The 25,959-nt window shown below is 66.9% G+C and carries 23 protein-coding genes and 1 pseudogene; 5 read left to right on the forward strand and 19 right to left on the reverse strand.

What is annotated here, in order from left to right:
* Window positions 1-82: 82 nt before the first annotated feature.
* The 3 genes from fusA to rpsL all read right to left on the reverse strand — a co-directional run bounded on the left by fusA (window position 83) and on the right by rpsL (window position 3,162).
* Window positions 83-2,155, reverse strand: coding sequence for an elongation factor G (fusA, locus tag ACFO0A_RS13445; protein ID WP_379539513.1), 2,073 nt, complete (start codon window positions 2,153-2,155; stop codon window positions 83-85).
* A 69-nt stretch (window positions 2,156-2,224) separates the two neighbouring features.
* Window positions 2,225-2,695, reverse strand: a complete 471-nt coding sequence (gene rpsG / locus ACFO0A_RS13450) for a 30S ribosomal protein S7 (protein ID WP_379539514.1) — start codon at window positions 2,693-2,695, stop codon at window positions 2,225-2,227.
* A gap of 95 nt (window positions 2,696-2,790) precedes the next feature.
* Window positions 2,791-3,162 (reverse strand): 30S ribosomal protein S12, encoded by a 372-nt coding sequence (rpsL, locus tag ACFO0A_RS13455; RefSeq protein WP_164116470.1) that lies wholly within the window; start codon window positions 3,160-3,162, stop codon window positions 2,791-2,793.
* A gap of 499 nt (window positions 3,163-3,661) precedes the next feature.
* Here rpsL and ACFO0A_RS13460 point away from each other — a divergent pair, with 499 nt between their 5' ends.
* Entirely contained in the window at window positions 3,662-4,699 is a 1,038-nt protein-coding gene (locus ACFO0A_RS13460; protein WP_379539515.1) for a rod shape-determining protein, read from the forward strand.
* A 103-nt stretch (window positions 4,700-4,802) separates the two neighbouring features.
* Here ACFO0A_RS13460 and ACFO0A_RS13465 read toward each other — a convergent pair whose 3' ends face one another.
* From ACFO0A_RS13465 to ACFO0A_RS13490, 6 genes are all read right to left on the reverse strand, one after another.
* On the reverse strand, window positions 4,803-5,141 hold the full coding sequence (locus ACFO0A_RS13465) for a hypothetical protein (protein ID WP_379539516.1): 339 nt from the start codon (window positions 5,139-5,141) through the stop codon (window positions 4,803-4,805).
* A gap of 113 nt (window positions 5,142-5,254) precedes the next feature.
* Complete coding sequence (locus ACFO0A_RS13470; RefSeq protein WP_379539517.1) at window positions 5,255-5,461, reverse strand: cold-shock protein; 207 nt, start codon at window positions 5,459-5,461, stop codon at window positions 5,255-5,257.
* Between the two features lie 196 nt (window positions 5,462-5,657).
* Complete coding sequence (locus ACFO0A_RS13475) at window positions 5,658-7,646, reverse strand: putative bifunctional diguanylate cyclase/phosphodiesterase (RefSeq protein ID WP_379539518.1); 1,989 nt, start codon at window positions 7,644-7,646, stop codon at window positions 5,658-5,660.
* 53 nt (window positions 7,647-7,699) lie between these two features.
* Window positions 7,700-8,521 (reverse strand): LysR family transcriptional regulator, encoded by an 822-nt coding sequence (locus ACFO0A_RS13480; protein WP_379539519.1) that lies wholly within the window; start codon window positions 8,519-8,521, stop codon window positions 7,700-7,702.
* 82 nt (window positions 8,522-8,603) lie between these two features.
* Window positions 8,604-9,002 carry a Co2+/Mg2+ efflux protein ApaG gene (gene apaG, locus ACFO0A_RS13485; RefSeq protein WP_379539520.1) on the reverse strand — a complete coding sequence of 133 codons (399 nt, stop codon included), beginning with the start codon at window positions 9,000-9,002 and terminating at the stop codon, window positions 8,604-8,606.
* Between the two features lie 221 nt (window positions 9,003-9,223).
* Complete coding sequence (locus ACFO0A_RS13490; RefSeq protein ID WP_379539521.1) at window positions 9,224-10,432, reverse strand: trans-sulfuration enzyme family protein; 1,209 nt, start codon at window positions 10,430-10,432, stop codon at window positions 9,224-9,226.
* A gap of 88 nt (window positions 10,433-10,520) precedes the next feature.
* Between ACFO0A_RS13490 and ACFO0A_RS13495 the strand changes: the two genes are divergently transcribed.
* Both ACFO0A_RS13495 and ACFO0A_RS13500 read left to right on the forward strand, forming a co-directional pair.
* Window positions 10,521-11,813 carry a phospholipid carrier-dependent glycosyltransferase gene (locus ACFO0A_RS13495; RefSeq protein WP_379539522.1) on the forward strand — a complete coding sequence of 431 codons (1,293 nt, stop codon included), beginning with the start codon at window positions 10,521-10,523 and terminating at the stop codon, window positions 11,811-11,813.
* Window positions 11,814-11,862: 49 nt separating this feature from the next.
* Window positions 11,863-13,137 carry an MFS transporter gene (locus ACFO0A_RS13500; RefSeq protein ID WP_379539523.1) on the forward strand — a complete coding sequence of 425 codons (1,275 nt, stop codon included), beginning with the start codon at window positions 11,863-11,865 and terminating at the stop codon, window positions 13,135-13,137.
* Here ACFO0A_RS13500 and ACFO0A_RS13505 read toward each other — a convergent pair.
* The 9 genes and pseudogenes from ACFO0A_RS13505 to ACFO0A_RS13545 form a co-directional block, all read right to left on the reverse strand.
* Entirely contained in the window at window positions 13,134-15,248 is a 2,115-nt protein-coding gene (locus ACFO0A_RS13505) for a prolyl oligopeptidase family serine peptidase (RefSeq protein ID WP_379539524.1), read from the reverse strand. The two genes, ACFO0A_RS13500 and ACFO0A_RS13505, sit on opposite strands and share 4 nt — an antisense overlap.
* Before the next feature lie 136 nt (window positions 15,249-15,384).
* Window positions 15,385-16,506, reverse strand: coding sequence for a glycosyltransferase (locus ACFO0A_RS13510; protein ID WP_379539525.1), 1,122 nt, complete (start codon window positions 16,504-16,506; stop codon window positions 15,385-15,387).
* The gene (leuB, locus tag ACFO0A_RS13515) at window positions 16,503-17,564 is read right to left on the reverse strand and encodes a 3-isopropylmalate dehydrogenase (protein WP_379539664.1); all 1,062 of its coding nucleotides are present in this window, start codon (window positions 17,562-17,564) and stop codon (window positions 16,503-16,505) included. The genes ACFO0A_RS13510 and leuB overlap by 4 nt, the downstream gene beginning before the upstream one ends.
* A complete protein-coding gene (recO, locus tag ACFO0A_RS13520; RefSeq protein ID WP_379539526.1) occupies window positions 17,564-18,178 on the reverse strand; it encodes a DNA repair protein RecO in 615 nt (204 codons plus the stop codon). The genes leuB and recO overlap by 1 nt, the downstream gene beginning before the upstream one ends.
* 28 nt (window positions 18,179-18,206) lie before the next feature.
* A complete protein-coding gene (locus ACFO0A_RS13525) occupies window positions 18,207-20,336 on the reverse strand; it encodes a catalase (RefSeq protein WP_379539527.1) in 2,130 nt (709 codons plus the stop codon).
* A 50-nt stretch (window positions 20,337-20,386) separates the two neighbouring features.
* On the reverse strand, window positions 20,387-20,698 hold the full coding sequence (locus tag ACFO0A_RS13530) for a hypothetical protein (protein WP_379539528.1): 312 nt from the start codon (window positions 20,696-20,698) through the stop codon (window positions 20,387-20,389).
* 218 nt (window positions 20,699-20,916) lie between these two features.
* Window positions 20,917-21,147 (reverse strand): annotated as a pseudogene (locus ACFO0A_RS13535) (accessory factor UbiK family protein); the annotation flags it as partial.
* Window positions 21,148-21,213: 66 nt separating this feature from the next.
* Complete coding sequence (locus tag ACFO0A_RS13540; protein WP_379539529.1) at window positions 21,214-21,771, reverse strand: TspO/MBR family protein; 558 nt, start codon at window positions 21,769-21,771, stop codon at window positions 21,214-21,216.
* 99 nt (window positions 21,772-21,870) lie between these two features.
* Entirely contained in the window at window positions 21,871-22,617 is a 747-nt protein-coding gene (locus ACFO0A_RS13545) for a TlyA family RNA methyltransferase (protein WP_379539665.1), read from the reverse strand.
* Window positions 22,618-22,689: 72 nt separating this feature from the next.
* Here ACFO0A_RS13545 and ACFO0A_RS13550 point away from each other — a divergent pair, with 72 nt between their 5' ends.
* Window positions 22,690-23,235, forward strand: a complete 546-nt coding sequence (locus ACFO0A_RS13550; protein ID WP_379539530.1) for a hypothetical protein — start codon at window positions 22,690-22,692, stop codon at window positions 23,233-23,235.
* 464 nt (window positions 23,236-23,699) lie between these two features.
* On the forward strand, window positions 23,700-24,803 hold the full coding sequence (locus ACFO0A_RS13555; RefSeq protein ID WP_379539531.1) for a branched-chain amino acid aminotransferase: 1,104 nt from the start codon (window positions 23,700-23,702) through the stop codon (window positions 24,801-24,803).
* A gap of 9 nt (window positions 24,804-24,812) precedes the next feature.
* Here the strand turns inward: ACFO0A_RS13555 and ACFO0A_RS13560 are convergent, their stop codons facing one another.
* On the reverse strand, window positions 24,813-25,868 hold the full coding sequence (locus ACFO0A_RS13560; protein ID WP_379539532.1) for a DNA topoisomerase IB: 1,056 nt from the start codon (window positions 25,866-25,868) through the stop codon (window positions 24,813-24,815).
* Window positions 25,869-25,959 lie beyond the last annotated feature (91 nt).

Below are 25,959 nucleotides of genomic sequence, written 5' to 3' on the forward strand. Positions count from 1 at the left end.
TGGAATTGATAAGTGCGTGGGAGCGGCGACTGCCAGAATCACGCCCTGAAATCAGGCGCCGCCCCTAGAACGATCCTGCCGGTCAGGCAAGCTTCTCCTTGACCTCGGCCGCGACGTTTGCCGGGACCTCGTCGTAGTGGGAGAAGAACATCGAATAGTTCGCCCGGCCCTGCGTGAACGACCGGAGCTGGTTGACGTAGCCGAACATGTTGGCGAGCGGGACCAGCGCCTCGACGACCTGGGCGTTGCCCCGGCTGTCGGTGCCCTGGATCTGGCCGCGACGGCTGTTCATGTCGCCGATGACGTCGCCGAGATATTCCTCGGGCGAAACGACCTCGACCTTCATGATCGGCTCGAGCAGCTTGATCCCCGCCTTCTGCGCGGCTTCGCGCATGGCGGCACGGCCCGCGATCTCGAACGCCAGGGCGGACGAGTCGACGTCGTGGTAGGCACCGTCATAGAGCTCGATCTCGAAGTCGATGATCGGGAACCCGACGAGGCTGCCCGAGGCCGCGGTTTCGCGCATGCCCTTCTCGACCGAAGGAATGTACTCCTTCGGAACGTTGCCGCCCTTGATGTTGTCCTTGAAGATGATGCCCGAGCCACGCTCGCCCGGGGCGACCGTGAACTTGACGCGGGCGAACTGACCCGAACCACCCGACTGCTTCTTGTGGGTGTAATCGATGTCCACCTTCTTCGCGAGGTATTCCCGATAGGCAACCTGCGGGGCGCCGACGTTGGCCTCGACCTTGAACTCGCGGCGCATGCGATCGACGATGATGTCGAGGTGAAGCTCGCCCATCCCCTTGATGATCGTCTGGCCCGATTCGTGATCGGTCGAAACGCGGAACGAGGGATCCTCGGCCGACAGGCGGTTGAGCGCGACGCCCATCTTTTCCTGGTCGGCCTTGGTCTTCGGCTCCACCGACAGCTCGATGACCGGCTCGGGGAATTCCATCCGCTCGAGCACGATCGGCGCGCGTTCGGCGCACAGCGTGTCGCCGGTCGTGGTTTCCTTCATGCCGGCCAGCGCGACAATGTCACCCGCGAAGGCCTCGTCCACGTCCTTGCGCTCGTTGGCGTGCATCTCGAGGATGCGGCCGACCTTCTCCTTCTTGTCCTTCACCGAGTTCAGGTAGGTGCCCTTGTTGAGCGTGCCCGAATAGATGCGGATGAAGGTGAGCGAGCCCACGAACGGATCGTTCATGACCTTGAACGCGAGTGCGCTGAACGGCGCGTCATCGGCCGGCGGACGGCTGTCGGGCTCGTCGCTGTCCATCTTGACGCCCTGGACGTCCTCGATGTCGAGCGGCGAAGGCAGGTAGTCGACGACCGCGTCGAGCAGGGGCTGGACGCCCTTGTTCTTGAACGCGGAGCCGCAGCACACGGGAACGAACGCCTGGGCCAGCGTGCCCTTGCGGATCAGCGCCTTGAGCGTGTCGACGTCGGGCTCGTTGCCTTCGAGATAGGCTTCCATCGCCGCATCGTCCTGCTCGACGGCCAGCTCGATCAGCTTGTTGCGGTAGTCGGCCGCTTCGTCGACCATATCCGCCGGGACGTCCTCATAGAAGAACTCGGCGCCCAGCGACTCATCCTTCCAGATGATCGCGCGGTTGTTGACGAGATCGACCAGGCCCTTGAGGTCGGCTTCGATGCCGATGGGAAGATAGAGCACCGCCGGCGTCGCGCCGAGACGGTCGATGATCGACTGGACGCAATACTTGAAGTTCGCGCCGGTGCGGTCGAGCTTGTTGATGAAGCACATCCGCGGAACCTTGTACTTGTCCGCCTGGCGCCACACCGTTTCCGACTGGGGCTCGACGCCCGCAACGCCGTCGAAGCACGCGACCGCGCCGTCGAGCACGCGCAGCGAACGCTCGACTTCGATGGTGAAGTCGACGTGGCCCGGAGTGTCGATGATGTTGATCCGGTGGTCGTTCCAGAAACAGGTCGTCGCGGCCGACGTGATCGTGATCCCGCGCTCCTGCTCCTGCTCCATCCAGTCCATGGTCGCGGCGCCGTCGTGGACTTCGCCGATCTTGTAGGACTTGCCGGTGTAATAGAGGATACGCTCGGTGGTCGTGGTCTTGCCGGCGTCGATGTGCGCCATGATCCCGATGTTGCGGTATTTGGCGAGCGGATGGCTGCGGGCCATGATCTTTGTCCTTGGGTGGCGGGAAACGCCAGGCAGCAGCCTGGCGCTCGCGCTATATAGTTACGAAAGTTACCAGCGGTAGTGCGAGAACGCGCGGTTGGCGTCGGCCATCCGGTGCGTGTCTTCGCGCTTCTTCACCGCGTTGCCGCGGTTGTTGGCGGCGTCCATCAGCTCGCCCGAAAGCCGTGCGGCCATCGTCGTTTCCGAACGGTTGCGCGCGGCCGAGATCAGCCAGCGGATCGCCAGGGCCTGGGCGCGCTCGGGGCGAACCTCGACCGGGACCTGGTAGGTGGCGCCGCCGACCCGGCGCGAACGCACTTCGATCTGGGGACGGACGTTGTTGAGCGCATCGTGGAACAGCTGCAGCGGATCCGCCTTGGCGCGCGTTTCCATGGTGCTCATCGCACCGTAGACGATGCTCTCCGCAACCGACTTCTTACCGTCGAGCATGAGGTTGTTCATGAACTTCGACAGGGTCTGATCACCGAACTTGGGATCGGGCAGGATTTCCCGCTTTTCGGGACGACGACGACGTGACATCGGATAATTCCTTCTAATCGGGCCGGCGCGCTATGCGGCGCGGGCCGATAAACCAGCGTGATGCGGAACGCGGCGGAACGAACCGCCGCGCGCGATCACTTCGGCCGCTTGGCCCCGTACTTCGAGCGCGACTGCTTGCGGTCCTTGACGCCCTGCGTGTCGAGCACGCCGCGCAGGACGTGATAGCGCACGCCGGGAAGGTCGCGCACACGCCCGCCGCGGATCAGCACGACGCTGTGCTCCTGCAGGTTGTGGCCTTCGCCCGGGATGTAGCTGATGACCTCGCGCTGGTTGGTCAGGCGGACCTTGGCCACCTTGCGCAGCGCCGAGTTCGGCTTCTTCGGGGTCGTCGTGTAGACGCGAGTGCAGACGCCGCGCTTCTGCGGGTTCTGTTCCATGGCCGGAACCTTGGACTTCACCTTCTGCGGCACCCGGCCCTTGCGGACCAGCTGGTTGATCGTTGGCATGAATGCTTCACCTTTTTGGCTGACCGGAGCGACAGTGCCCGGTCAGTTGACGCCCCATCCGCAAGCGGGAAGCGCCGGTTACTGTGCCGTTTCCAAGCGAAGGGTGGCCGCTGGCGCCCGAAGGCACGGAAGACCGTCCAATAGAAAAAGACCCTGTGAGCCGGCTTTCGCCGCCCTCAAGGCCCTCCGCTCAAAGCCGACAATGTTCAGCTCTATCTGCCCGAAGGGGGAGCGACCCCGTTCCGGATGCGCCGGCCCCTAGTGGGATTCGTCCAAAAGGTCAAGCCGATCCCGCCGGTCTGGCGAGCCTCTGCCAGCGCGCCTCGCTCAAGCCTCGCAAGCTGCATCAGGCTCCACAAGACCCCGCTGCGCGGCGCTTCGTCGCATCGCCGCCGGACATCGCTAAATGGTTAATCTGGCGCTCATCTTTCGTGGCCGCAACGCACGTGCACCTGCACGGCCGGAAGGGTCCTGGCCGCAGGAGAGGGATTGGGGTCGAATGTCCATTTTCAATATGTTCCGGGGGGCTTCGGCCGACCTCGCGATCGATCTCGGCACCGCCAACACGGTCGTCTACCTGCGCGACAAGGGCGTGGTCGTGGCCGAACCGTCGGTCGTGGCGATGGAGACGATCAACGGCCATACCAGCGTGCGCGCGGTGGGCGATGACGCGAAGCTCATGATGGGCAAGACGCCCGACAACGTGCGGACCATCCGCCCGTTGCGCAACGGGGTGATCGCCGACATCGAGATCGCCGAGCAGATGATCAAGCATTTCATCGCCAAGGCGCGCGGCGCGGGCCGGCTGCGACCGGCTCCCGAAATGGTGATCTGCGTTCCATCGGGCTCGACCCAGGTGGAGCGCAGGGCGATCCGCGATGCGGTGTCGAACGCCGGCGCGCGCAAGGTCTGGCTGATCGACGAGCCGATGGCGGCGGCGATCGGCGCCAACCTGCCGGTCACGCAGCCGGTCGGTTCTATGGTGGTCGATATCGGCGGCGGCACGACCGAAGTCGGAGTCATCTCGATCCAGGGCCTGCACCTTGCGATGTCGGTCCGCGTGGGCGGCGACCGGATGGACGAGGCGATCTCGGCGGTGGTGCGCCGCCACCACAACCTCTTGATCGGCGAGGCTACCGCCGAGCGGGTGAAGAAGGAAATGGGCACCGCGCGCGTGCCGACGGGCGCGACGCTGAAGGCGATGATCAAGGGCCGCGACGTTGCGCGCGGCGTTCCCCGCGAGATCGAGATCGAGCAGGGCGAACTGACCGAGGCACTTGCCGAACCCGTCGCCCAGATCGTCCACGCGGTCCGGGCCGCGCTGGAACAGACTGCTCCAGAAATCGCGGCCGACATCATCGATGCAGGGATCATCCTGACCGGGGGCGGCTCGCTGCTGCCTGAGATCGGCACCGTCCTGGCAGAGGAAACCGGGCTTCCCGTCAGCCTTGCGGATAACCCGCTAAGCTGTGTCGCACTTGGCGCTGGCCGGGCGTTGGAAGAGCAGGAATATCGCGGAGTTCTGCGCGCGGCTTGACCGGTCTGTCAGTGACCTTGAGGCGGAGCCAGGGTGGTGAAGGGCGGCCTCGATGTGTGGCCGCCCGGATCCGGCACGAGGGTGCCGTGGTCTCAGGAAAGCGTCAGGCCGCTGCGGTAGCGCGCACGACCTCGTCGGCGTCTTCCTGGATTTCGACCGCGGTCAGGGGATAAGACGCGCCTGCATCGGCACCGTCAACCGTAACTTCGCCGGAATTGTCGTCGGCGTCATCGGCTGCAAGGCTCGCGACTTCGGCGTTGTGCGCCTTTTCCGCGTCGCGCCGCTGGCGTTCGGCCTGCAGTCGCAGTTCGCGGTCGGCCATGACTTCCCACGCGGCCGCGGCCCGCAGGGCCCGCTCGCGTACGTTGTCGAGCTTCGCCGCCCCGGCTTCGGCACGAGCCTCGTCGGCGCGGGCGCGGAAGAATTCGTGCTGGTGGGCCATCGGGCGGTGTCCTCGTTGATGACGGAGCGGGGCCATGCCCCGCAGGGTGGTTCGAACGGCGCGGCGGAGGACCTGGTCAGGCACCCCGCCGCGACATCGTCACCGGTAGGCGATCAGGCAGGCTTGATGTTGGTCGCAGCCTGCTTGCCGCGCTTGTCCGCGGTCAATTCGTAGCTCACGCGCTGGTCGCGATCGAGCGTGGTCATGCCCGATTCCTGCACCGCGCTGATGTGCACGAAAGCGTCGGGGCCTTCGCCATCGGGCTGGATGAAGCCGAAGCCCTTGTCGGTGTTGAAGAACTTGACGGTTCCGATAGTCATAACTCATTCCTTCGAGATTCACGAAAGGCCGCTTGGCCGAACGCCGCACAGCCCTGGCTAGGAGAGGCGGGAGAGGGAATGAGGGGCCGCAAAGCGCCAAAGACCGTCGTTTGCGACTGATAGCCCCGCCTACATGGGCCCGAACTGCTGGAATTGCAAGGTTTGCGGCCCAGCGACTAGTGGCGTGGCCCCTTGGTCAGGCGGCGCGGGCGATCTCGGCCAGGGCCAGATCGGCCGGCATCGGCTGTCCGAAATGGAAGCCCTGCATCATCCGCAGGCCGAGCGAACGGGCGGCGACACGTTGCTCGGCGGTCTCGATCCCCTCGATCGTGCAGCCCAGGCGCAGCTGCCGGGCAAGCGCGACGATTGTCCCGGTGATCGCGCGCGATCCGGCGTCGGTGGTCAACCCCGCCGCGAAACTGCGATCGATCTTGATATGATCAAGCGGCAGGCGGTGAACGTGGCTGAGGCTCGACTGGCCGGTGCCGAAGTCGTCGAGCGCGATCTGAAAGCCCTGCGACCGCAGCGCGCTGAGATTCTCGGCGGCACGGCGATAATCCGAAAGGAGCGCGGTCTCGGTGATCTCCAGCGTGATGCTGGCCGGCGGCGCCCCGGCGGCGGCAACGATCCCGCCAATCCAGTCGGCCGCGCCGGCGCGCAGGATGTCCCGCGCCGAAAGGTTGATCGCGAGCCCGCACCCATGCTCCCAGGCGCGGAATTCGGCCAGGCTCTTGGCCAGGACCGTGCGGGTCAGTTCGCCGATCCGGCCGGTCGCCTCGGCCACGCCGACGAACCGTTCGGGGGTCAACCAGGTGCGCCCGTCAGGGGTCCATCGGGCAAGCGTTTCGAAGCCGATCACGCGGCCGGTGTCGCCGTCGACGATGGCCTGATAGACGAGCGCGATCTGGCTCTGAAGGTCGCTCGAATGGAACGTGCGGGTGATCGCGCGCCGTTCCTGAAGCTCGCGCTCGTCTGCTTCGGTGAACTCGAAACGCACGCCGCCGCGCGCGTCCTTCGCCTTGTAGAGTGCCGCGTCGGCGCGCTCCAGGCATTCGGGGACGGTGTGGGTCGAACGGGTCTTGCGCAATCCGATCGAGCACGAGACCCGCAGCCTTTCGTGACCGTGCGTGATCGGGCGGCGGATATGCGCAGCCAGCGCGTCAACCACCGCGGACGCGCCCTCGCTGTCCAGCTCTCCGTCGAGAAGCAGCGCGAACTCGTCGCCGCCGAGCCGTCCGAACGCCATGATCTGCGCCGCGTCGGCAATGCGCGAGGTAACCGCGCACAGGACGGCATCGCCCGCGCCGTGGCCGTACGTGTCGTTGATATGCTTGAATCCGTCGAGGTCGACGAGCGCGAGCCACGGTGTCGGCCGGCCATGGTCGTCCAGTGCATCGGCCAGGCGGGCCAGGATCGTTCGCCGGTTCGCCGCCCCCGTCAGCGGATCGATCGCGGCCTCGATGCGCCTGCGCTCGGCCATCGCGGCGGCCTCGCGCTCGCGCGCAAGAAGCTCCTGGCGCGAACGCTCTAGCGCAAGGAAGTCGCTCTGATGCTCGCGGCAGATCAGGAGAAGCAGGCCGGTGACCGCGAATTGCACGAACACGACGAGCGGCGCGTTGGGGTGCCCGTGAGTCATGAACCAGATGCTCGACGGGACCATGACCCCAAGACCGACGCGCAAGGCCACGGCGAGCGACTGGCTGAATGCCAGGATCGCCACGAAGCAGCTGATTGCGGTGAAATAGTGGACGAGACTCTGCTCGTCGCGGTTACCATATGTGTAAAGCGCCATCGCCCACCAGACGACTGTGACGACCAGCACCAGGCTGATCTGCCCGAGGCGGTGAACGTCGCGCGCGCGGTCCCCGGCGCTACGCCTGGCGACCCGGTGCGGTACCCAGTGCCAGATCCGCGAGCCGATCCCCGCCGTCATGACCAACGGCGCCCAGACGGTCAGCGAAGGAGGAGCGGTGTGAGCGAAGCCGATCGCCAAAGCGAAGATATTGAAGAGGATTACCGCGTAAAGGATGGGCAGCCGGTGCGACAGGCTGAGGCCGAACGCGCTCGCCACGCCGTCATCGAGTCCGGACTGTCCGGGTGCGGTGGACGCGCGCAGGAGGTGCCCATCGGCCGTTACCGGTCGATCCGCGACATCCTCGCCAGCCCGTTGAAGTCCCCCCGCCATTGCAGGTGGATATGGGTCATGACGGTAAACTTATGATTACGCGCCGGTAAGTATTATCCGAGCACCGGGACGAGGGCGCCGACGAGCGCGCGGACCTTCTTCTGCCGCCATTGCGGCATCGGCGCGACGAGCCAGTAGGTGTTGGCGCTAGGCTCGGGCTCGCCCACCGCGGCGACCGTTCCGGCAGCGAGCGCGGCCTCTGCCAGCATCGCCGGAACGCGGGCGCGGCCCAGTCCCGCCCCGACCGCTGCGAGCGCCAGCCCCGCGTCGGCGACGGTCATGGCCACCGCGTCAGCGCCATCGCCGTCGTGCGGAGCGGGGTCGCCAGGCCAGCCGATCCACCCCGTGGCGCCATTGGCCCCGCCGGGCGCGGTCACAGTGACGAGCGCGCCGGGCGCGAGCGCCGCACCCTCAAGCTCGCCGGACCCGTTGCCGTAGCGGACCGCAAGATCGAGATTCGCCTCGGTAAAGTCGGGATCGCCCTCGCCCGCGACGAGAACGAAGCGGAGATCGGAATTGTCGCCGCGGAATGCCGCCAGCCGCGAGGCGAGCCACAGGCTGAGGAAGTCGCGCGGCACCGCGATCGTATAGACCTGGCTCGATTGCCCGGCCTGCATCGCCCGCACCGCTTCCTCGAATTGCAGGAAGCCGTGGCGCAGGGGATCGAGGCCCGCCTGCGCCTCTTCAGTAAGTTCGAGGCCCTTGGGAGTCCGGCGAAAAAGAACGACGCCGAGCAGGTCCTCGAGAGCGCGGATCTGCTGGCCGACTGCGGCCGGGGTCACCGCCAGCTCATCGGCCGCGCGCGTGAAGGAAAGATGCCGCGCGGCCGCATCGAACACGCGCAGGGCGTTGAGCGGGAGGTGGGTGCGCTTCATGGCGCGTCAGTATGGCGCGAAGCGCGGCGCGGCAAGAGCGAGGACGACAAACGCTGCCGCGCGGCAGGTTCGCCGCCGGGGTTCAGCCCGCGGTGGCGGGGGCAGCGAGCGGGAAGAACGGGATCGCAACCTCGACCAGCGCACCGTCGGCGCGGCGCATGGTGTAGTGGCCTTCCATGCTGCCATGAGGCGTTGCAAGCGGGCAGCCCGAGACATAGTCGTGGCTGTCCCCGGGTTTGAGCATCGGCTGCTCGCCCACCACCCCTTCGCCATCGACGAAACTCACGAGCCCGCGTCCGTCGGTAATGCGCCAGTGGCGGGTCACGAGCTGGACCGCCTGCGGTCCCTCGTTCTCGATCCGGATGTGATAGACCCAGAACCACTTCCCCGCCTCCACCCGCGACTGTTCGGGGAGGAAATTCACCGCGACCCGCACGATGATGCCGTCGGTAACCGCGGCGTGCTGGAAGAGCTCCTTCATCGACGACAAGGTTAACGCGGATCGCCCTTTGGGACAATGACCTGCGTCACCTGCCCCGCCTTTTGCGACGCGCGCATAATGTCGTCGCCGTCCTAGACTTGTCATAAGGGCCGGTTACCCGTGTCGATGCGGAGGCGCCGCGCCGTGCCGGTCCGGCGCAACGGGCTCTTTCAATCCGGTGCCGCGCAGGGCCTCCGCAACCTCATCCGAAAAGGAAGAAGCTACAGTCCCGCTGCAGTCAGGGCGCGATCGAGGTCCTCGATAAGGTCGCGCGGATCCTCGAGCCCGACATTGAGGCGCAGCATACCTTCGCCCACGCCCATTTCTGCGCGAGCCTCGGCACCGACCCCGTGGTGCGTGGTCGACGCCGGGTGGCACATCAGCGAACGCGCATCGCCGATGTTGTTCGAGATATCGATCACTTCCAGCGCATCGAGCAAGGCGTGCGCCTGCGCCCGCTCGCCATCGACCTCGAAGCTGAAGATCGGCCCAGAAGCGTCCATCTGGCGTACGGCAAGATCGTGCTGGGGATGGCTGGGCAGGAAGGGGTGAAGCATGCGCGGCACGCGCCGTTCCAGGAAGCGGCCCACTTCCATCGCGTTCTCGCTCTGCCGATTTATGCGCAGCGACAGCGTCTCGAGCCCCTTGAGGACGACCCAGGCATTGAAGGGCGAGCAGTTCGGCCCGGTGTTGCGCTGGAACGGCAGGAGCTTTTCGTCGATGAACTGCTGCGTGCCGCAGACCGCGCCGGCAAGCACGCGGCCCTGCCCGTCCATCATCTTGGTCGCGGAATAGGCGACGACATCGGCGCCGAATTCGAGGGGGCGCTGGAGCGCGCTCGTCGCGAAAGCATTATCGACCACGCTGGTGATCCCGTGCGCACGCGCCAGCCCGCAAACGAAGGCGAGGTCTACGATGTCCATCGTCGGGTTCGCCGGAGTCTCGAAAAAGAAGACCTTGGTGTTTGGCCGGATCGCGGCTTGCCATGCGGCATTGTCGCGGCCGTCCACGACGGTCGTCTCGATCCCGAAGCGCGGGCAAAGCGAATCGACCAGCCAGCGGCACGAGCCGAACGCCGCGCGCGCCGAGACGATGTGGTCCCCGGCCGAAAGCTGGCAAAGAAGCGCCGCGGTCATCGCCGCCATGCCGCTGGCCTGCGCCCGGCAGGCTTCTGCCCCTTCGAGCAGTGCGATGCGTTCTTCCAGCATCTGGACGGTAGGATTCTGGAGGCGCGAGTAAGTCATGCCTTCGGCCTCGCCCGCAAAACGCGCGGCGACGGAGGCGGCATCGTCGTATGAATAACCAGAGGTCAGGAACAGCGCCTCGGACGTTTCACCCTGCTCGGAACGCCAGGTGCCGCCCCGCACCGCCTGGGTGGCAGGGCGCCAGCGAGAGGTGATTTTGCGGTTGCGGCCGGTATCGCGTTTCATGGACCGCGCCTTACGAAGCCGCCGAAGGCCGCGCAAGCGTGTCCGATCTTGTTGCGGGGCGGCCCGCGCGCCAGTATCGGCACCCGCGATGACCGCGCGATCCGACCAACCCGCCGAATCGCGCGATCCGCTGAACCTGTGCCTGGCGATCGCGGGCGCCTTCGCGTTGCTTGCACTCAACCGGCTGGACATCCCGACCAAGCCGTTTTTCGACGAGGTTCACTACCTTCCCGCCGCGCGCGATCTGCTGGCACTGACCGGGACGCTCAACCGCGAGCACCCGATGCTCGGCAAGGAGATCATCGCGGGGTCGATGCGGCTGCTGGGGGACGATCCCTGGGGATGGCGACTGCCCTCGGCGCTTGCGGGAACGCTGGCGTTGTTCGTCGCGATGCGAGCGATGTGGTGGGCTAGCCTCTCGCGCGTCGCGACGATCATGTTCGGCGTGTTGCTCGCAAGCAATTTCATGCTGCTCGTCGCCGCACGGATCGCGATGCTGGACATCTACATGTTCGCGTTCTCGATGGCCGGCCTGTGGCTCGTCGCGCGAGCTGTTCGCCGCCCCGAAAGCGCGCGACGCGACCTCGCGCTGGCGGGGGTGGCGATGGGCCTCGCGCTGGCGAGCAAGTGGACCGCCGCGCCCGTCGCGGCGGCTCCGGGACTGGCTTTCGCGGCGGTGCGCTGGAAGGACCTTGCCGGCCGCCGCGCCGCCTTTGTTACCGCGAGGGACGCCGCTCCGGTCCGCGGAATGGCGCTGGTCGAGGCGGCGATGTGGCTCGGCGTCGTGCCGCTGGCCGTCTATTGCGCCAGCTTCGCCCCGGCGTTCTTCTACGCGAACAATCCACTCAGCCTCGCGCGCCTGGTGCCCTACCAGTTCGACATGGCGCACCTTCAGGAAAGCGTGGTCCAGTCGCACCCTTACCAGAGCGTTTGGTGGCAATGGCTGCTCGACTTGCGCCCGATCTGGTATCTCTACGAAGTCGCCGACGGAGCGCAGCGGGGCGTGTTGTTCATCGGAAACCCGGTGACGATGATCGCGGGACTGCCCGCGCTTGGCTGGTGCGCGGTCCATGGGGTGCGTGCGCGCCGGGCCGACATGGCGGCGGCGGTCATTCTGTTCCTCGCCAGCCTCGGGATGTGGCTGTTCGCCGACAAGCCGGTTCAGTTCTACTATCATTACATGCTGCCCGGCACGTTCCTGCTGGCCGCCCTCGCGCTTGCCCTGGCCGAGGCCTGGAAGCCCGGCCGGCGATGGCCCGCGGTTGCGGTGATCGGTGTCGGACTTGCCATGTTCGCCTGGTTCTATCCGATCCTGACCGCCGCTCCGCTGGCAGGCGATCAGTCCTTCCTGCTCTACGCCTGGCTGCCAAGCTGGCGTTGATCGTCACGCCCCGCTACGCCCGTCGCAAATTACTGATACGGGAGCGGGAATGACGTTGGCGACGCCGCACGACAAGGCGCACGAACACGGCCACGGCGAATGGCGCCGCGGCTGGCCGGTTGTGCTTGGCGCGGCGGCGATGTTCGCCACCGGCCCCGGGCTCTACCAGAACCTGTCGAGCCTGTTCGTCCCCGATCTAGAACGCACGCTGGGGATTACGCGCGGCGCGATCGCAACTTCGGCCGCGCTGGGGCTGCTTGGCGCGCTCGCCGCCCCGGCGATCGGGCGGCAGGCCGACCGGATCGGCGTCCGCCCGGTGCTACTGGCCTCGCTCGCGCTCGTCGTCTGCGGCCACCTCGTGTTCGCGCTGATGGCCGGCCCTGCGTGGCAATTCCAGCTCGGCATCGCGCTGCTGGCACTGTCGGCGCCGGGGCTTGGCAGCCTCGTGTTCGGGCGCCTGATCGCGAGGCGGTTCGACCAACATCGCGGTGCCGCGCTCGGGCTTGCCCTCACCATCTCGTCGGTTTCGACGCTCCTGCTGCCCCCGTTGATCGGGTGGGTGATAGAAGGATACGGCTGGCGCCCGGCGTATCTCCTCCTCGCCGTCCTGCCCGTGCTCATCGGGCTGCCCCCCGCGCTGATCGCCATTCGCAGCGCCGGCGAACGGTCCGGCGCGGCGGCGCACGCCCACGGTCCGGCGCATGCCGCGGACGACGACGAACCGAGACCGAGCTGGCGCGACGGCAACTTCTGGCGGCTCGCCGTCGCGGCGATGATGATCAATGCCGGAACGGTCGGAATGGTCACGCAACTCGCCCTGATCGGTCGCGAGCGGGGGCTGAGTCTCGCGTCGGCGGGGCTGTTGCTGTCGGCGTTTGGACTGTCGCAACTGCTCGGCCGGCTCGCGATCGGACTACTGGTCGACCGCTTTGCCGCAAACCTGATGGCGGCACTGTTCGCGCTCGTCTCGGCGGGCGGATTTGCTGTGCTGGTGTCGGGCGAAGGCGGCTTCGCCCTGGCCCTCGTGGCGGTGTTCGCGGCGGGGCTGATGGGCGGCGCGGAGCACGACCTTCTGCCCTATTTTGCCTCGCGGATGTTCCCCCGCTCGCATTACAGCGAAGTCTATGGCCGGCTGCTGATGCTGTCTCTGTTCGGCAGTGCCGTGGGCCTGATCGGCTTCGCGCGGGTCTACGACCTGACGGCCAGCTACAGCGGGCCACTGGTCGGCGCGTCAGTCCTGCTGCTGCTCGCCGCGGCGCTGTTCGCCCGGCTCCCCGCCGCGCGGCACGATGCCGGACCGGCGGGAAGTTCGGTCGCAGCCTAGTCCATCAACTTCTTGATGAAGTAGGTCATCGTCAGCGCGTTGGTTCGCGCGGCCTGCTTCAGGTCCGCTCCGGCGCCGTGGCCACCCTCGGTATTCTCGTAGTAATAGAACGGCAGGCCGTATTCCTCCATCCGCGCGGCGAACTTGCGCGCGTGCTGCGGGCCCACGCGGTCGTCCTTGGTCGTGGTGAAGATGAACGGTTCGGGGTATTTCACCCCGCGCTTGAGGTTCTGGTATGGCGACAGCTTCTGCCAGAACGCCCTCACCGCCGGATCGGCGTTCACGTCTCCGTATTCACCCTGCCACGAGGCACCGGCCGCGATCTTCGAGATGCGGATCATGTCGAGCAGCGGCACCTGGATGTTGACCGCGTTCCACAGTTCGGGATGCTGGATGAACTCGACCCCCATCAGGAGCCCGCCGTTCGACCCGCCCTGGATGCCCAGACGGCGCGGGGAGGTGATCCTGCGCGCGATCAGGTCCTTCGCGACCGCGGCGAAATCGTCGTAGATGATCTGACGTTTCACACCGAGGCCAGCCTCGTGCCACGCCGGCCCGAACTCGCCGCCGCCACGGATGTTGGCCAGCACGAACGCACCTCCGCGTTCGAGCCACAGCTTGCCGGTGGTCGCGGCATAGCTGGGGGTCGAGCTCGCCTGGAAGCCGCCATAGGCGTTGAGGATCGTCGGGGTCGTGCCGTCGTAGGCGATGTCCTTGCGGTGGACGACGAAGTACGGGATTTTCGTCCCGTCGGTTGATGTCGCCTCGAGCTGCTCGACCACGTGGTTCGCCGCCTCGAACTTCGCCGGCAGGGTCTTTACCTGCTTCAGCGTGCCGGTGCCCGCGTCGGCGAGGTACAGCGCGTTGGGGCTGAGGAAGCCCGCGGTGTTCACGAACGCGAGGTCGGACTTCTCGTCGGTCGAGCCGAAGCCGACCGTCAGGTTGTCGGGCAGCGCCATGCGCGTCTGGGTCCAGCCACCGCCCTTCTTGGGCGCAAACGCGAGCGCGCGCCCCCGCACGTTGTCGAGCGTGGCCAGCAGCAGCCGGTTGCGCGTCGAAGTGATCGATTCCAGCGAATCGCGCGGCCCGGGCGCCCACACCAGCGATGGCTTCAGCTTGGCCGGATCGGCCTTGAGCGCGGCGAGGTCGAGATCGGCGACGCTGCCCTGGCGAAAGGCCGGCCCGGCCGCGGTCCAGTCCTCGTCGAGGCGAACAATCGCGCGCCCGCCGACGAGTTCGGCGACTTGCGCCTTCTGCGGGATAGCGATCTGCTTCACGCCCGTCGGCGTGACCAGATAGGTCAGCGAATGGAAGAAGTCCGTCGACCGCACGATGAGCGGCAGGGTGTGGCCCTGGCTGTCGCGCAGGACGGTCGGCCCGGCAGCGACGTCCGACTTCTCGCCCCGAAACAGCTCCTTTGCTTGGGCGAGCGGCTGGCCGCGCGTGACCCGCTTCACGATGTAGGCATAGCCCGAGGTGGTGACGTCCTCCGGCGTCCAATCGGTCGAAACGAGGAGGTGATCCTTGTCCTCCCAGGTGAAGTCATGCTTGCCGCGGGGAAGGTGGAAGCCGCCGGGCACGAACTTGCCGGTGGCCAGGTCGAACTCGCGCACCTCGACCGCATCCTCGCCCCCGTCGGACAGGCTGATGAGGCACAGCCGCTGCTCGGGTTCGAGGCACTGGGCGCCCTTGTACACCCACGACTTGCCCTCGGCCTTGCCGAGCGCATCGATGTCGAGGACCGTCGTCCAGTTGGGCGCCGCGGTGCCGTAGTCGGCCAGCGTGGTCTTGCGCCAAACCCCGCGCAGGTGCTCGGGGTCCTGCCAGAAGTTGTAGATTGCCCCGTTGAGGAAGCTGGGCGTGGGGATGCGGTCCTTGGCCCCGGCGATGGCCAGCGCCTCGTTGTACAGCGTATGATAGCGAGCGTCGGCCTCCAGCCGCTTCACCGTGACGGCATTGTGTTCCTCCACCCAGGCCATCGCCCGGGGCGAGGTGAACTCCTCCAGCCAGATGTAGGGATCGGTCGCGTCAGCGCTCGCGGTGGTCTGGGCATTTGCGGTCAAGGGAACGGCAACGGCGCTGGCAAGCAGCGCGGCAAGGATCGGGCGCATGAAGGTCCTTCAGGAAACATAAGGTTGCCAGCAGCCTAGCGCGCGTGCGCGCGGGGGCAAGCACTCGATCGACGAGCGTGCGACGCCGGCCTGTGAACGACGTCGTTGGCTGCTGGACGGCTGCAGTGTCGCCTGGCTAGTACTTGCCCCAGACGAACTTGCTGCTCAGCGCGAAATTCCACACCGACCCGACCACGATGCCCGACAGCGCGGCGGGATATTCGTGCATGCCGAAGCGCACCAGCACGGCGGCGACGCCGACATTGGCGAGCAGGCCGACCGAGCAGGTCAGCGCGAACTTGGCCCAGCCGCGGGCCAGCGCGGTGAAGCCGCGCAGGCGCTTGTCGGCATAAGTCAGCGCGTTGTTGAGGACGAAATTGACGGTCATCGCGACCACCGCGGCGACAGTCTGGCCGATCTCGAACGGGGTGACGATTGTCCCCATCAGGGTGCCGCCGAACATCTCCATGAAGCTGGCCAGGATCGCCATGTGGACGACGACGCCCAAGGCTCCGATCGTGCCGAACAGGGCAAAGCGCGTCGGGATGATGCGGCCCAGCCACTTGTCGTAGAGCCCGATCAGGAATTCGAACACGACCGTCCGGTCGAGTTTCGATTCGCCTTCGGCGCGCGCTGCGAAGGCCAGCGGCAGTTCCTTGACCTTCAGCGGGGCATCGACGGTGGCGAGAATGTCGAGCAGGATCTTGAAGCCGACGCCCGAGAGACGGTGCGCGTCCTTGCGCAACACTTCGGTCCGCAACAGGAAGTAGCCGCTCATCGGATCGGACAGGGTCACCCCGGTGACCTTGCGCGCCAGGCTGTTGGCAAAGCCCGAGGCCTTGACCCGGTCGGGCCGTCCCCATGCCTCGGTGCTGGCCCCCTCGGCGAAGCGGCTGGCATAGGCAAGGTCGTAGCCCTCTTCGGCCACCGCCTTAAGCATCGCGGGAAGCAGCGCCGGATCGTGCTGGTGATCGGCATCCATCACCGCGACGCATGGCGCGGCGGTCGAGCACATTCCCTCGATCGCGGCCGAGGCCAGACCGCGCCTGCCGATCCGCTGGATCACGCGGATGCGCGGGTCCTCGAGGCTGATCGTGCGCGCCTCGTCAGCCGTCCCGTCGGGGCTGTTGTCGTCGACGATGATCGCTTCCCAGGCGATGCCCTCCAGCGCGGCGCCGAGGCGTTCGACCAGCGCGCGCAGGTTGCCCCGCTCGTTGAGCGTGGGCAGGACGACGGCGAGTTGCAGCGGCCGGGTCATGAAAGTCGTTCGAGTACCGCGTCGCCGATCGCGCGGGTTCCGTGCGTGCCGCCCAGGTCGCCGCCGAGGATGCAGTCGGCGAGCGCCGCCGCCACGGCCCGCTCGACACGTCGAGCGTGATCTTCCAGCCCAAGCGAGTGGCGCAGCAGCATTGCAAGGCTGAGGATCGTCGCCATCGGATTGGCCAGCCCCTTGCCCGCGATGTCGGGCGCGCTGCCGTGGATCGGCTCGTACAGGCCGAAGGTGCCATGCGCAGTGGTGCGAGCGCCGAGCGAGGCGGAGGCGAGCAGCCCGATCGAGCCCACGCACATCGATGCCTGGTCCGAAAGGATGTCGCCGAACAGGTTGCCGGTCACGATCACGTCGAACTGGCCGGGCTGGCGAACGAGCTGCATCGCGGCATTGTCGACATACATGTGGCTGAGGGCAACGTCGGGATACTGCGCCGCCACCTCGATAACCACGTCGCGCCAAAGCTGAGAGGTTTCCAGCACGTTGGCCTTGTCGACCGAGCAGAGCCGCCCCTGTCGCCCCTGTGCCGCGCGGAACGCAACGTGGGCGATGCGCTCAACCTCGTCCTCGGCATAGGACATCATGTCCCAGCCCTGGCGGCGGCCGTCAGCCAGCTTGCGCGTGCCCTTTTCGCCGAAATAAACGTCGCCATTGAGCTCGCGCACGATCAGCAGGTCGATCGCGCCGGCGATCTCGGGCTTCAGCGCGCTGGTGTGCTCCAGTCCGGCGAAGACCTTGGCCGGACGCAGGTTGGCGAACAGGCCCAGCTCGCTGCGCAGGCCCAGGATCGCCTGTTCGGGGCGCAGGTGCCGCTCCAGCGCGTCACATGTGGGGTCGCCGACCGCACCGAACAGCACCGCGTCGCTATCGCGCGCCGCGGCCAGCGTGGCGGCAGGCAGCGGGTGGCCGTGGCGATGGTATGCGACGCCGCCGACGTCGGCGTGGACGAGTTCGACCTGCGGCAACGCCAGCGCGTCAAGCACGCGCAGCGCCTCGGCAGTTACTTCGGGCCCGATGCCGTCCCCGGCAAGAACCGCAATGCGCATCATAAATCCCCTGCGATGCGCTTCAGACGGTCGAGCAGAATCGCGTGCGCCCCCATAGCATCGCCGCGCCGCTCGGCAAGCAGGCGGGCACCGATCGCCTTGCCCTGGCGTTCGAGCCGCGCCAGCAGCGTGGGCCAGTCGTCACTTGGGGCATCGCGTGTGCCGGAGCTGCCGTAGCCCAGTTCGCGCAGGAGCAGCTCCTGATAAGCCGCCAGCGCCCCGACCCAGCCCCGCGCGGAGGGCGCGTGGCAGATCGCCTCGAGCACGGCGCCGAGCGCGTCATAAAGCACCGGATATGGCTGGCTTTCGGGCAGCGTCGCGGCAGTGAGCGCGGTCGCCCAGCCAATCGCCGCACTGGCGAGCGGCTCGCCCAGCCACGGTCCGCGGCTCGTCACCAATTCGACGCGCGCGAACGGCAGCTGGCTGGCCGAACGGGCGGACAGTTCGACGTCGAGCAGATTTCCCGGAATGACCACCGGGCGCAGCCGCCGCCCGCGCGCGCCAGCGCAATACGCTGCGATCAACCCGTGGTCGGCCGTCATCAGGCGCAGCACTGCGGCGTGTTCGCCATGCGCGCGGGCGGCGCAGAGGATGGCGGGGGCGCGCAAGTGCATCACGCGCCCCTAGCGTATTGTGGCGGCGTCAGGCCAGCATGCGGACCTTGGGCTCGCGGTCGTAGAACCGCATTGCCGCCGCCTTGGCGAAATCGGCGCCGAGGCCGGTCACACCCTCGTCCTTCTCTACACCGGCCTTGTCGAGCAAGGCTTTGGCCCCGTCACTCGCGCCGATGGCCTTGAGGTGTCCGAACGCGTCCATCACGAACTGCACCGCGGCTCCTTCGCGGGTGAGCTTGCCGGCAGCCTCGGCGGTCAACACGAGGGCCACCGCGTCGAACAGGACCGATGGACTGCCGGCAAGCTGGCCGTCGGCCTTCAGCGTGCCCTTCGACAACGCGATGCCGCCGACCTTTGGCGCGACCGTGAAGCAAGTTCCGCCAGCCTTCTCCACTGCACTCCTGACGGCCGAGATTTCACCCGCATCGGATCCTTCGTCGAACAGGATCGCGACCTTGCGGCCATCGAGCGTGTGCTTGGCATTGGCGATGATCGAGAGCGCGGGCGAGGCGTCCATGTCGACCGTCTTTGCCGCTGCCGGCGCGGCTGCGGGCAGTTCCATCGCAAGCCCCGCGGCGACTCGTGCGGCGAGTTCCTCGTCGACATTGCGCAGCCTGGAAAGCAGGCGCGTCCGCACCGGTTCGAGCGCGACCTTCGACAGCTCGAACGTGATCGCGCTGGCCAGATGCGCCTGTTCGGGCGCGGTTTGCGAGCGGAAGAACAGCCGCGCCTGGCTGTAGTGATCGGCGAACAGTTCGGCCCGCACGCGCAGCTTTTCCGAGCCGTCGTTGCGCTCGTCATTGGCGGTGAAGGTGGTGAAGCCGGTTTCCGGGCATTCGCGCGGCCCCCCGTTCTCGCCATTGTCGGCAAGGCTGTTGGGTTCGTAGTTGGCGCGCCCGGTCGGAACCATGGTCTGCATCATGCCGTCGCGCTGGAAGTTGTGCATGGGGCAGCGCGGCGCGTTGACCGGGATCTGGTGGAAGTTGGTCGTCCCCAGCCGCGACTTCTGCGTGTCGAGGTACGAGAACAGCCGACCCTGAAGCAGGGGGTCGTTGGTGAAATCGATTCCCGGGACAACATTGCTCGGCAAAAATGCGGCCTGCTCGGTCTCGGCGAAGAAATTGTCGACGTTGCGGTTCAGCGTCATCCGGCCGACGATCTGGATCGGCAGCACTTCTTCGGGAATGAGCTTGGTTGCGTCCAGCACGTCATAGGGCTGTGCCGCCGCGAATTCCTCGTCGAACACCTGTAGGCCCAGGTCCCAGGCGGGGAAGTTGCCGCTGTCGATCGCCTCGAACAGGTCGCGGCGATGGAAATCGGGATCGGCGCCAGCGATCTTCACCGCCTCGTCCCAACAGGTCGACTGCATGCCCAGAACGGGCTTCCAGTGGAACTTGACGAACTTTCCCTCGCCCTTGGCGTTCACCATCCGGAAAGTGTGGACGCCGAAGCCTTCCATCATCCGCAGGCTGCGGGGGATCGCCCGGTCCGACATAGCCCACATGATCATGTGCATCGATTCGGGCATCAGGCTGATGAAGTCCCAGAACGTGTCGTGCGCCGAAGCGGCCTGGGGATAGCCCCTGTCGGCCTCCATCTTCACGCTGTGGATGAGGTCGGGGAACTTGATCGCGTCCTGGATGAAGAACACTGGGATGTTGTTGCCGACGAGATCCCAGTTGCCTTCGTCGGTGTAGAACTTGACCGCGAAACCGCGCACGTCGCGCGGCGTGTCGACCGACCCGGCACCGCCGGCGACGGTGGAGAAGCGGGCGAAGACCTCGGTCTGCTTGCCCTTGGCCTGGAACGGCGCCGCCTTGGTCAGTTCGGGAATCGCGCGCGTGCATTCGAATACGCCGTGCGCGCCCGAGCCGCGGGCGTGGACGATCCGCTCGGGGATGCGCTCGTGGTCGAAATGGAAGATCTTCTCGCGCAGCACGAAGTCTTCAAGCAGCGTCGGCCCGCGCGAGCCGGCCCTGAGGCTGTTCTGGTTGTCGGAAATGCGCACGCCGTGGTTGGTCGTGAGATGCGCGGTATCCTGAGGTTCGCCCCGCTTGGCTCCGCGTTCCATCGGCGCCTGCTGATGGGTTTCGCCACCATTGCCGGTCGCGGTCGGGCGAGCGCCGGCGGACGAATTGCGCGAGGGGGACTTGGCCATGGGTTTTCCTTAGGTGCGGGGAAAAAAGTAACAGGGGGACGTCAGAACGATCAGGCGGAAACCATCTCGCCGTGACTGGCACAGGCGGTGCACGGCTCAGGCACCGCGCCGGACTTCACCTCCGCAACCCGCGCGAGATCCGCCTTCGACGCGGACACCGCCGGGCTCTGTGCGCGGCCGGCGGTCCAGTTCTTCTGCATCCGAACGGTAGGATTGGGCGCACACCACAACTCGCCGTTCGCGTCGAGCGCGGTCACCCAGATCAGGTTATGCTCCAGCCCGTAATCGATCATGCCCACGGCAAGGCCGTCGCCCTTGCCGATGACGTGGACGGGAATTGGCGGATTGAGTTGCGTGAACATCGCTGGCTCGTGCGGAGAGGAAAACGCCGCGCGAGTGCGGCGATGTATCCTTAACCCGCTGGCACGAGCCTAGTTCCGCCTGCCTCCGGCAAAGCGGGCGGGGAATACCCGATCAGGTCGATTGGTCTTCCCGATCAATCGGTTACGCCGGCTCCGGGAGTCGGCCCAGCGGGCTTTGCGCGCGCCTTCTGGCCAGAGGCGCCATTACCCGCAGCGCCTTCGAGCGCGGCGATTCGCAGCTTGAGGCTGTCGACTTCCTCGCGCGCCTTGGCGGCCATGGTCTTGACCGCCTCGAACTCGTCGCGGCTGACGAAGTCGAACCCGCCCAGCGTCTCCTTGATCCGCTCGCGGGCGCCGTCGCGCGCTTCGCGACCCATTCCGGCAAAAGTGCCGGCGGCGCTGTTCAGCAGCTTGACGAAATCGGAGATCATCGGGTTGTCGGATTGCATGGCAGGAACCTTTTGGGGGCGCGTGAGAGCGGCAAAGATGGGCGCAGCATGGCCCCGGCGCAAGACTTAGAGGCGGATGCGCGTGGTTGCCGCGGCAGGTGCGCCGACGCCGTCGGCATCAGGATTGGCCACCAGGAACTGCCAGTTGAGCACGGTAGCGAACAGCACCCAGCCGAAGTAGGGCAACAGCAGCAGCGCGGCATTGCGCCGGACCCGCCAGAACATGACGACCGTCAGCAGCACCGCAATGTCGAGCGCGACGAGAAGATAAAGCGCGGCGGTGATCCGGTGCGCGGCGAAGAACAGCGGCGACCAGGCGAGGTTGAGAAGAAGCTGGACGATGAACATCGCTACCGCCGCGCCGCGCCCGCGCGCGCCCCGCGCGGTGACCACCAGAGTCAGCGCCACGCCCATCATTAGGTAGAGAATTGACCAGACGATGCCGAAGGCAGCAGGCGGCGGATAGATCGATGGCTTGACGAGGCCGGCGAACCACGGGTTCTGCGCGGTGCTGCCGGCAACCTGGCCCGAAAGAAATCCGGCCAGCATGACCACGGGAACGATCAGCAATGCCCAGCGCAGGAAGCTAGCGCGAAGTTGCCCGCGCGAGGCCAGTTGGCTCATCCGTTCAAAATCCCTCGCGATTCGGCGGCGATCATGGCGCGCGCACGGCTGCGAGGCAACCGGAGCCGCTGTCCCCGTGCGGGACAATCGCGAGCCCGATCAGCCACGGCGAGCGCAGACCAGGAACTCGATGTTTCCTTCCGGTCCGGTGATCGGGCTGGGCACGATGCCTTCCACCCACCAGCCCGACTGTTCCAGCCAGGCGCGCACGTCGTCGCACACCCGCGCATGGAGCGCGGGATCGCGGACCACGCCGCCCTTGCCCACCTCGCCCCTGCCGACCTCGAACTGGGGCTTGATCAGCGCGACCAGCGTGGCCTTCGGAGCGGCGAGCGCCAGCGGCACCTCGAGCACCTTGGCCAGTCCGATGAAACTGGCATCGCACACGATCCAGTCGCACGGCCGGTCGATCTGCGCCGGGGTCAGCGTGCGGGCGCTGGTCTGCTCGAGCACCGTAACGCGCGGATCCTGGCGCAGCTTCCAGGCAAGCTGGTTGGTCCCGCTGTCCACCGCAAAGACGTGCGCGGCTCCGCGCTGGAGCAGGACGTCGGTGAAGCCGCCGGTCGAACTGCCGATGTCCATCGCGGTAACGCCCGCAGGATCGAGCCCGAAATGGTCGAGCGCATGGGCAAGCTTGATCCCGCCGCGCGACACCCACGGATGATCCCGCCCGCGCACGTCGAGGTGAGCGTCCTCGCTCAGTAGCTGCCCGGCCTTCGCCAGCTTCGTCTCTCCGCTGAAGACCAAGCCTGCAAGCAGCAATGCCTGGGCGCGTGCCCGGCTTTCAGCGAGGCCGCGCGCCACGAGCAACTGGTCGGCGCGGATCTTGCTCGGCTTGGCGGACATGTCGACTTTCGTGGGGGCCGGGTCGGGTCCGGCGGGGTTGAGGTCGCAAGCTCTTGATCCCATAGGGAGACGATGATGGCAAACCTCGCTTCCCTCGCTCGCCTGACCGCCCCGGGCCTGGCGCTGCTGTTCGTCGCGGGCTGCGCCACCGAGCGCAAGCCGCCGCCGCGCCCCGTGCCGACCGCGGCCCCTCGCCCCGTACCTCCGCCGGCCCCGGTTCGCGCGCCCGCCGACTGGCGCGATGCGCCGGCCACGCCGGGCGACTGGACCTACCAGTCCGGTCCGGTGACGATGGCGCGGTTCGGGACGATGGGCACAAGCCCGCTGCTTTCGCTGACCTGCGACCGGGCGGGCGGCGCGATCGTCCTCAATCGCGCCGGTGCCGCGGCCGGATCGCTGCCGATGACCATCGTGACGACCACGCTCACTCGCCAGTTCAGCGCGATGCCGGTGGCCGCCGCCGCTCCCACGCTGGCAGTATCGTTCACGCCGCGCGATCCTATGCTCGACGCCATGGCCTTCAGCCGTGGTCGTTTCGCGGTCGAAGTCAGCGGATTGCCCACGCTCTACCTGCCGGCCTGGCCGGAAGTCGGGAGGGTGATCGAGGATTGCCGCTGAGCGGTTTGGCAGGGGGGTCGACCCGGGCGCAAATCGGAGTTGGCGGAACGCCTGATTCTGACGCCAAAATATTTCAATGCAAGACTTGTTGTGAAGCCTCTCATGATTCACATATTGCGCAAGGCCGGGGCTGGAAGGCGAGCTTTCCGAACCGGTCCAGCCGGACCTCACGCGGGGGTCGGCGCCCTGGCTCTAACAGCGCGAAAGGAGGTGATCCGATGTCTCATGGTTCAGCTAAGAGGTCGGTGAAGTCCGTATGGAGGCATTATCGCTGAGTCGCATGTCGCGATAAAGGCTTCTGCGGCGGCACTTCCGGCCGCTGACCATGCGAAGGGCCGTTCCGCAAGGCGGAGCGGCCCTTCTCATTTGCGCCGTCTGCGCCTCGCCGGACCATGCTGCGCCCGGGACTTGCGAAACGCGCGGACCCGCCTTACCCGCGCCCTCTAGCAAGAGGACCTTCGCGCATGACCACGAGCGCCGATTCCCGCATCGAATTCACCCGCCTGCCCCATCCCGGCCCCGTACCGGGCGCCACGCGGGCCGAGGCGCTGGCCGATCCCGGTTTCGGCAAGCTGTTTTCCGATCACATGGTCATGATCGACTACACCGAGGGACGCGGCTGGCACGATGCCACGTTGGGCCCGCGCGGCCCCATAGCGCTCGATCCGGCGACGGCGGTGCTCCACTACGCGCAGGAGATCTTCGAAGGGCTGAAGGCCTATCGCCACGACGATGGCACGATCGCGCTGTTTCGCCCGCGCGCGAACGCCGAACGTTTCAATGCCTCGGCCCGCCGGCTTGCCATGCCCGAGCTGCCCGAAGACGCGTTTATCGAGGCGATCCGCCAGATCGTCGCCGCGGACCGCGACTGGTTCCCGCCGGTTGCCGGGGGCTCGCTTTACCTGCGCCCCTTCATGTTCGCGTCCGAGGTCTTCCTCGGCGTGCGCCCGGCCAGGAACTACAAGTTCATCGTCATCGCCAGCCCGGCGGGCAACTATTTCAAATCGGGCGCTCCGGCGGTGTCGATCTGGGTGAGCGAGGACTACACCCGCGCCGCGCCGGGCGGCACCGGCGCTGCCAAGTGCGGCGGCAACTACGCCGCCAGCCTCGTTCCGATGGCCGAGGCGATGGCGCGCGGCCATGACCAGGTGGTGTTTCTCGATGCCGCCGAGCGCAAGTGGATCGAAGAGTTGGGCGGGATGAACCTGTTCTTCGTCTTCGCCGACGGCTCGATGGTTACCCCGCCGCTGGGCGGCACGATCCTTCCCGGCATCACCCGCGACAGCCTGATCGACCTTGCCCGCGACGAGGGGCTGACAGTGCGCGAGGAACGCTACAGCCTCGACCAGTGGCGCGACGATGCGCAAAGCGGGCGGCTGGTCGAGACGTTCGCTTGCGGCACGGCGGCGGTCGTCACCGCGGTCGGCACCGTGGCGGGCGCGCATGGTTCGTTCACGATCGGCAGCGGCGGTCCGGGGCAGCTCACCACGAAGCTGCGTGACCGCCTCGTCGCGATCCAGCGCGGCAGCGCTCCCGATCCGCACGGCTGGGTGATGAAGCTGGACTGATCCGGCGCTTTACGCGGCGGTCATGATCCTCGCCGCGGAAGGCGCCTTGTCCAGCAGCGCCAGCAGCGCGCGCTCATGCGCGGTGAGCCAGCGGGTCGCCCGCGGCAGCTTCAGCTTCGCCCGCCATTTGATCTGGCTGTCGACCAGCGCCAGCACGGCGGGATGGATGTAGCTCTTGCGCGCCATCGCGGGCGTGTTGCCGAGCCGGTCTGAGACTTCACCCAGCAGCGCCTTGAGCGGAAGCTTCCCTTCAGCTTCGGCCAGCAGTTGCAGCGCCAGCGCGCTGGCGTGCCAGGTGCGGAAGTTCTTGGCGGTGAACCGCTCGCCCATCGTTTCGCACAAGTACTCGTTCACGTCGCCCGAGCCGACCGGGCAGGCTTCGCCGTTATCGTCGAGGTACTGGAACAAGTGCTGGCCGGGCAGGTCCTGCATCTTCTTCACGAAGCGCGACAGCGAGCCGTCGGTAATCCTCATCTCGCGCAGCTTGCCCGACTTGGCCTTGAACCGCAGCTTCAGGACGCTGCCCTTCACTGCGGCGTGGCGCATCTGCAGCGTGGTCGCGCCGAAACTCTTGTTCGCCTTGGCATAGCTCTCGTTGCCGATGCGGATGCCGCCGGTGTCGAGCAGGCGGACGATCGAGGCTATCGCGCGTTCGCGGGTGAGGCGCGGGGAACGCAGGTCGTCCGCCACGCGCTTGCGCACCAGCGGCAGGAGACGCCCGAACTGCGCGCAGCCGTCGAACTTCTCGCCTTCGCGGAAGCTGCGGAAATCGGGATGATAGCGGTATTGCTTGCGGCCCCGGGCGTCGATCCCGGTGGCAAGGATGTGGCCGTTGTCGGCGGGACAGTACCACGCATCGGAATAGGCGGGGGGCAGCGCGATGCGGTTGAGCCGGTCGATCTCGTCACGGTCGGTGATCCGCTCGCCATGGGCATCGTGATAGGCCCACCCTCTTCCCGCTTTGGTGCGGGTGATCCCGGGCAGGCTGTCGTCGCAGAAGATCAGCCGGGTAGCACCTGCACGGATCGTCGGCTGGCCCGCGAGCGGATTTTTTTTCGTGCCCATTCAATGCTCTCCGGACGCGCGGCAGGTGCAGTCCCCGCTCGAACGACTGGCCCGCCCTTGCGGTTCCGCCGCCCCGCGCTCATTTAGCGCA

It is taken from the genome of Novosphingobium tardum (assembly GCF_042652045.1).
Taxonomy (GTDB): Bacteria; Pseudomonadota; Alphaproteobacteria; order Sphingomonadales; family Sphingomonadaceae; genus Novosphingobium; species Novosphingobium tardum.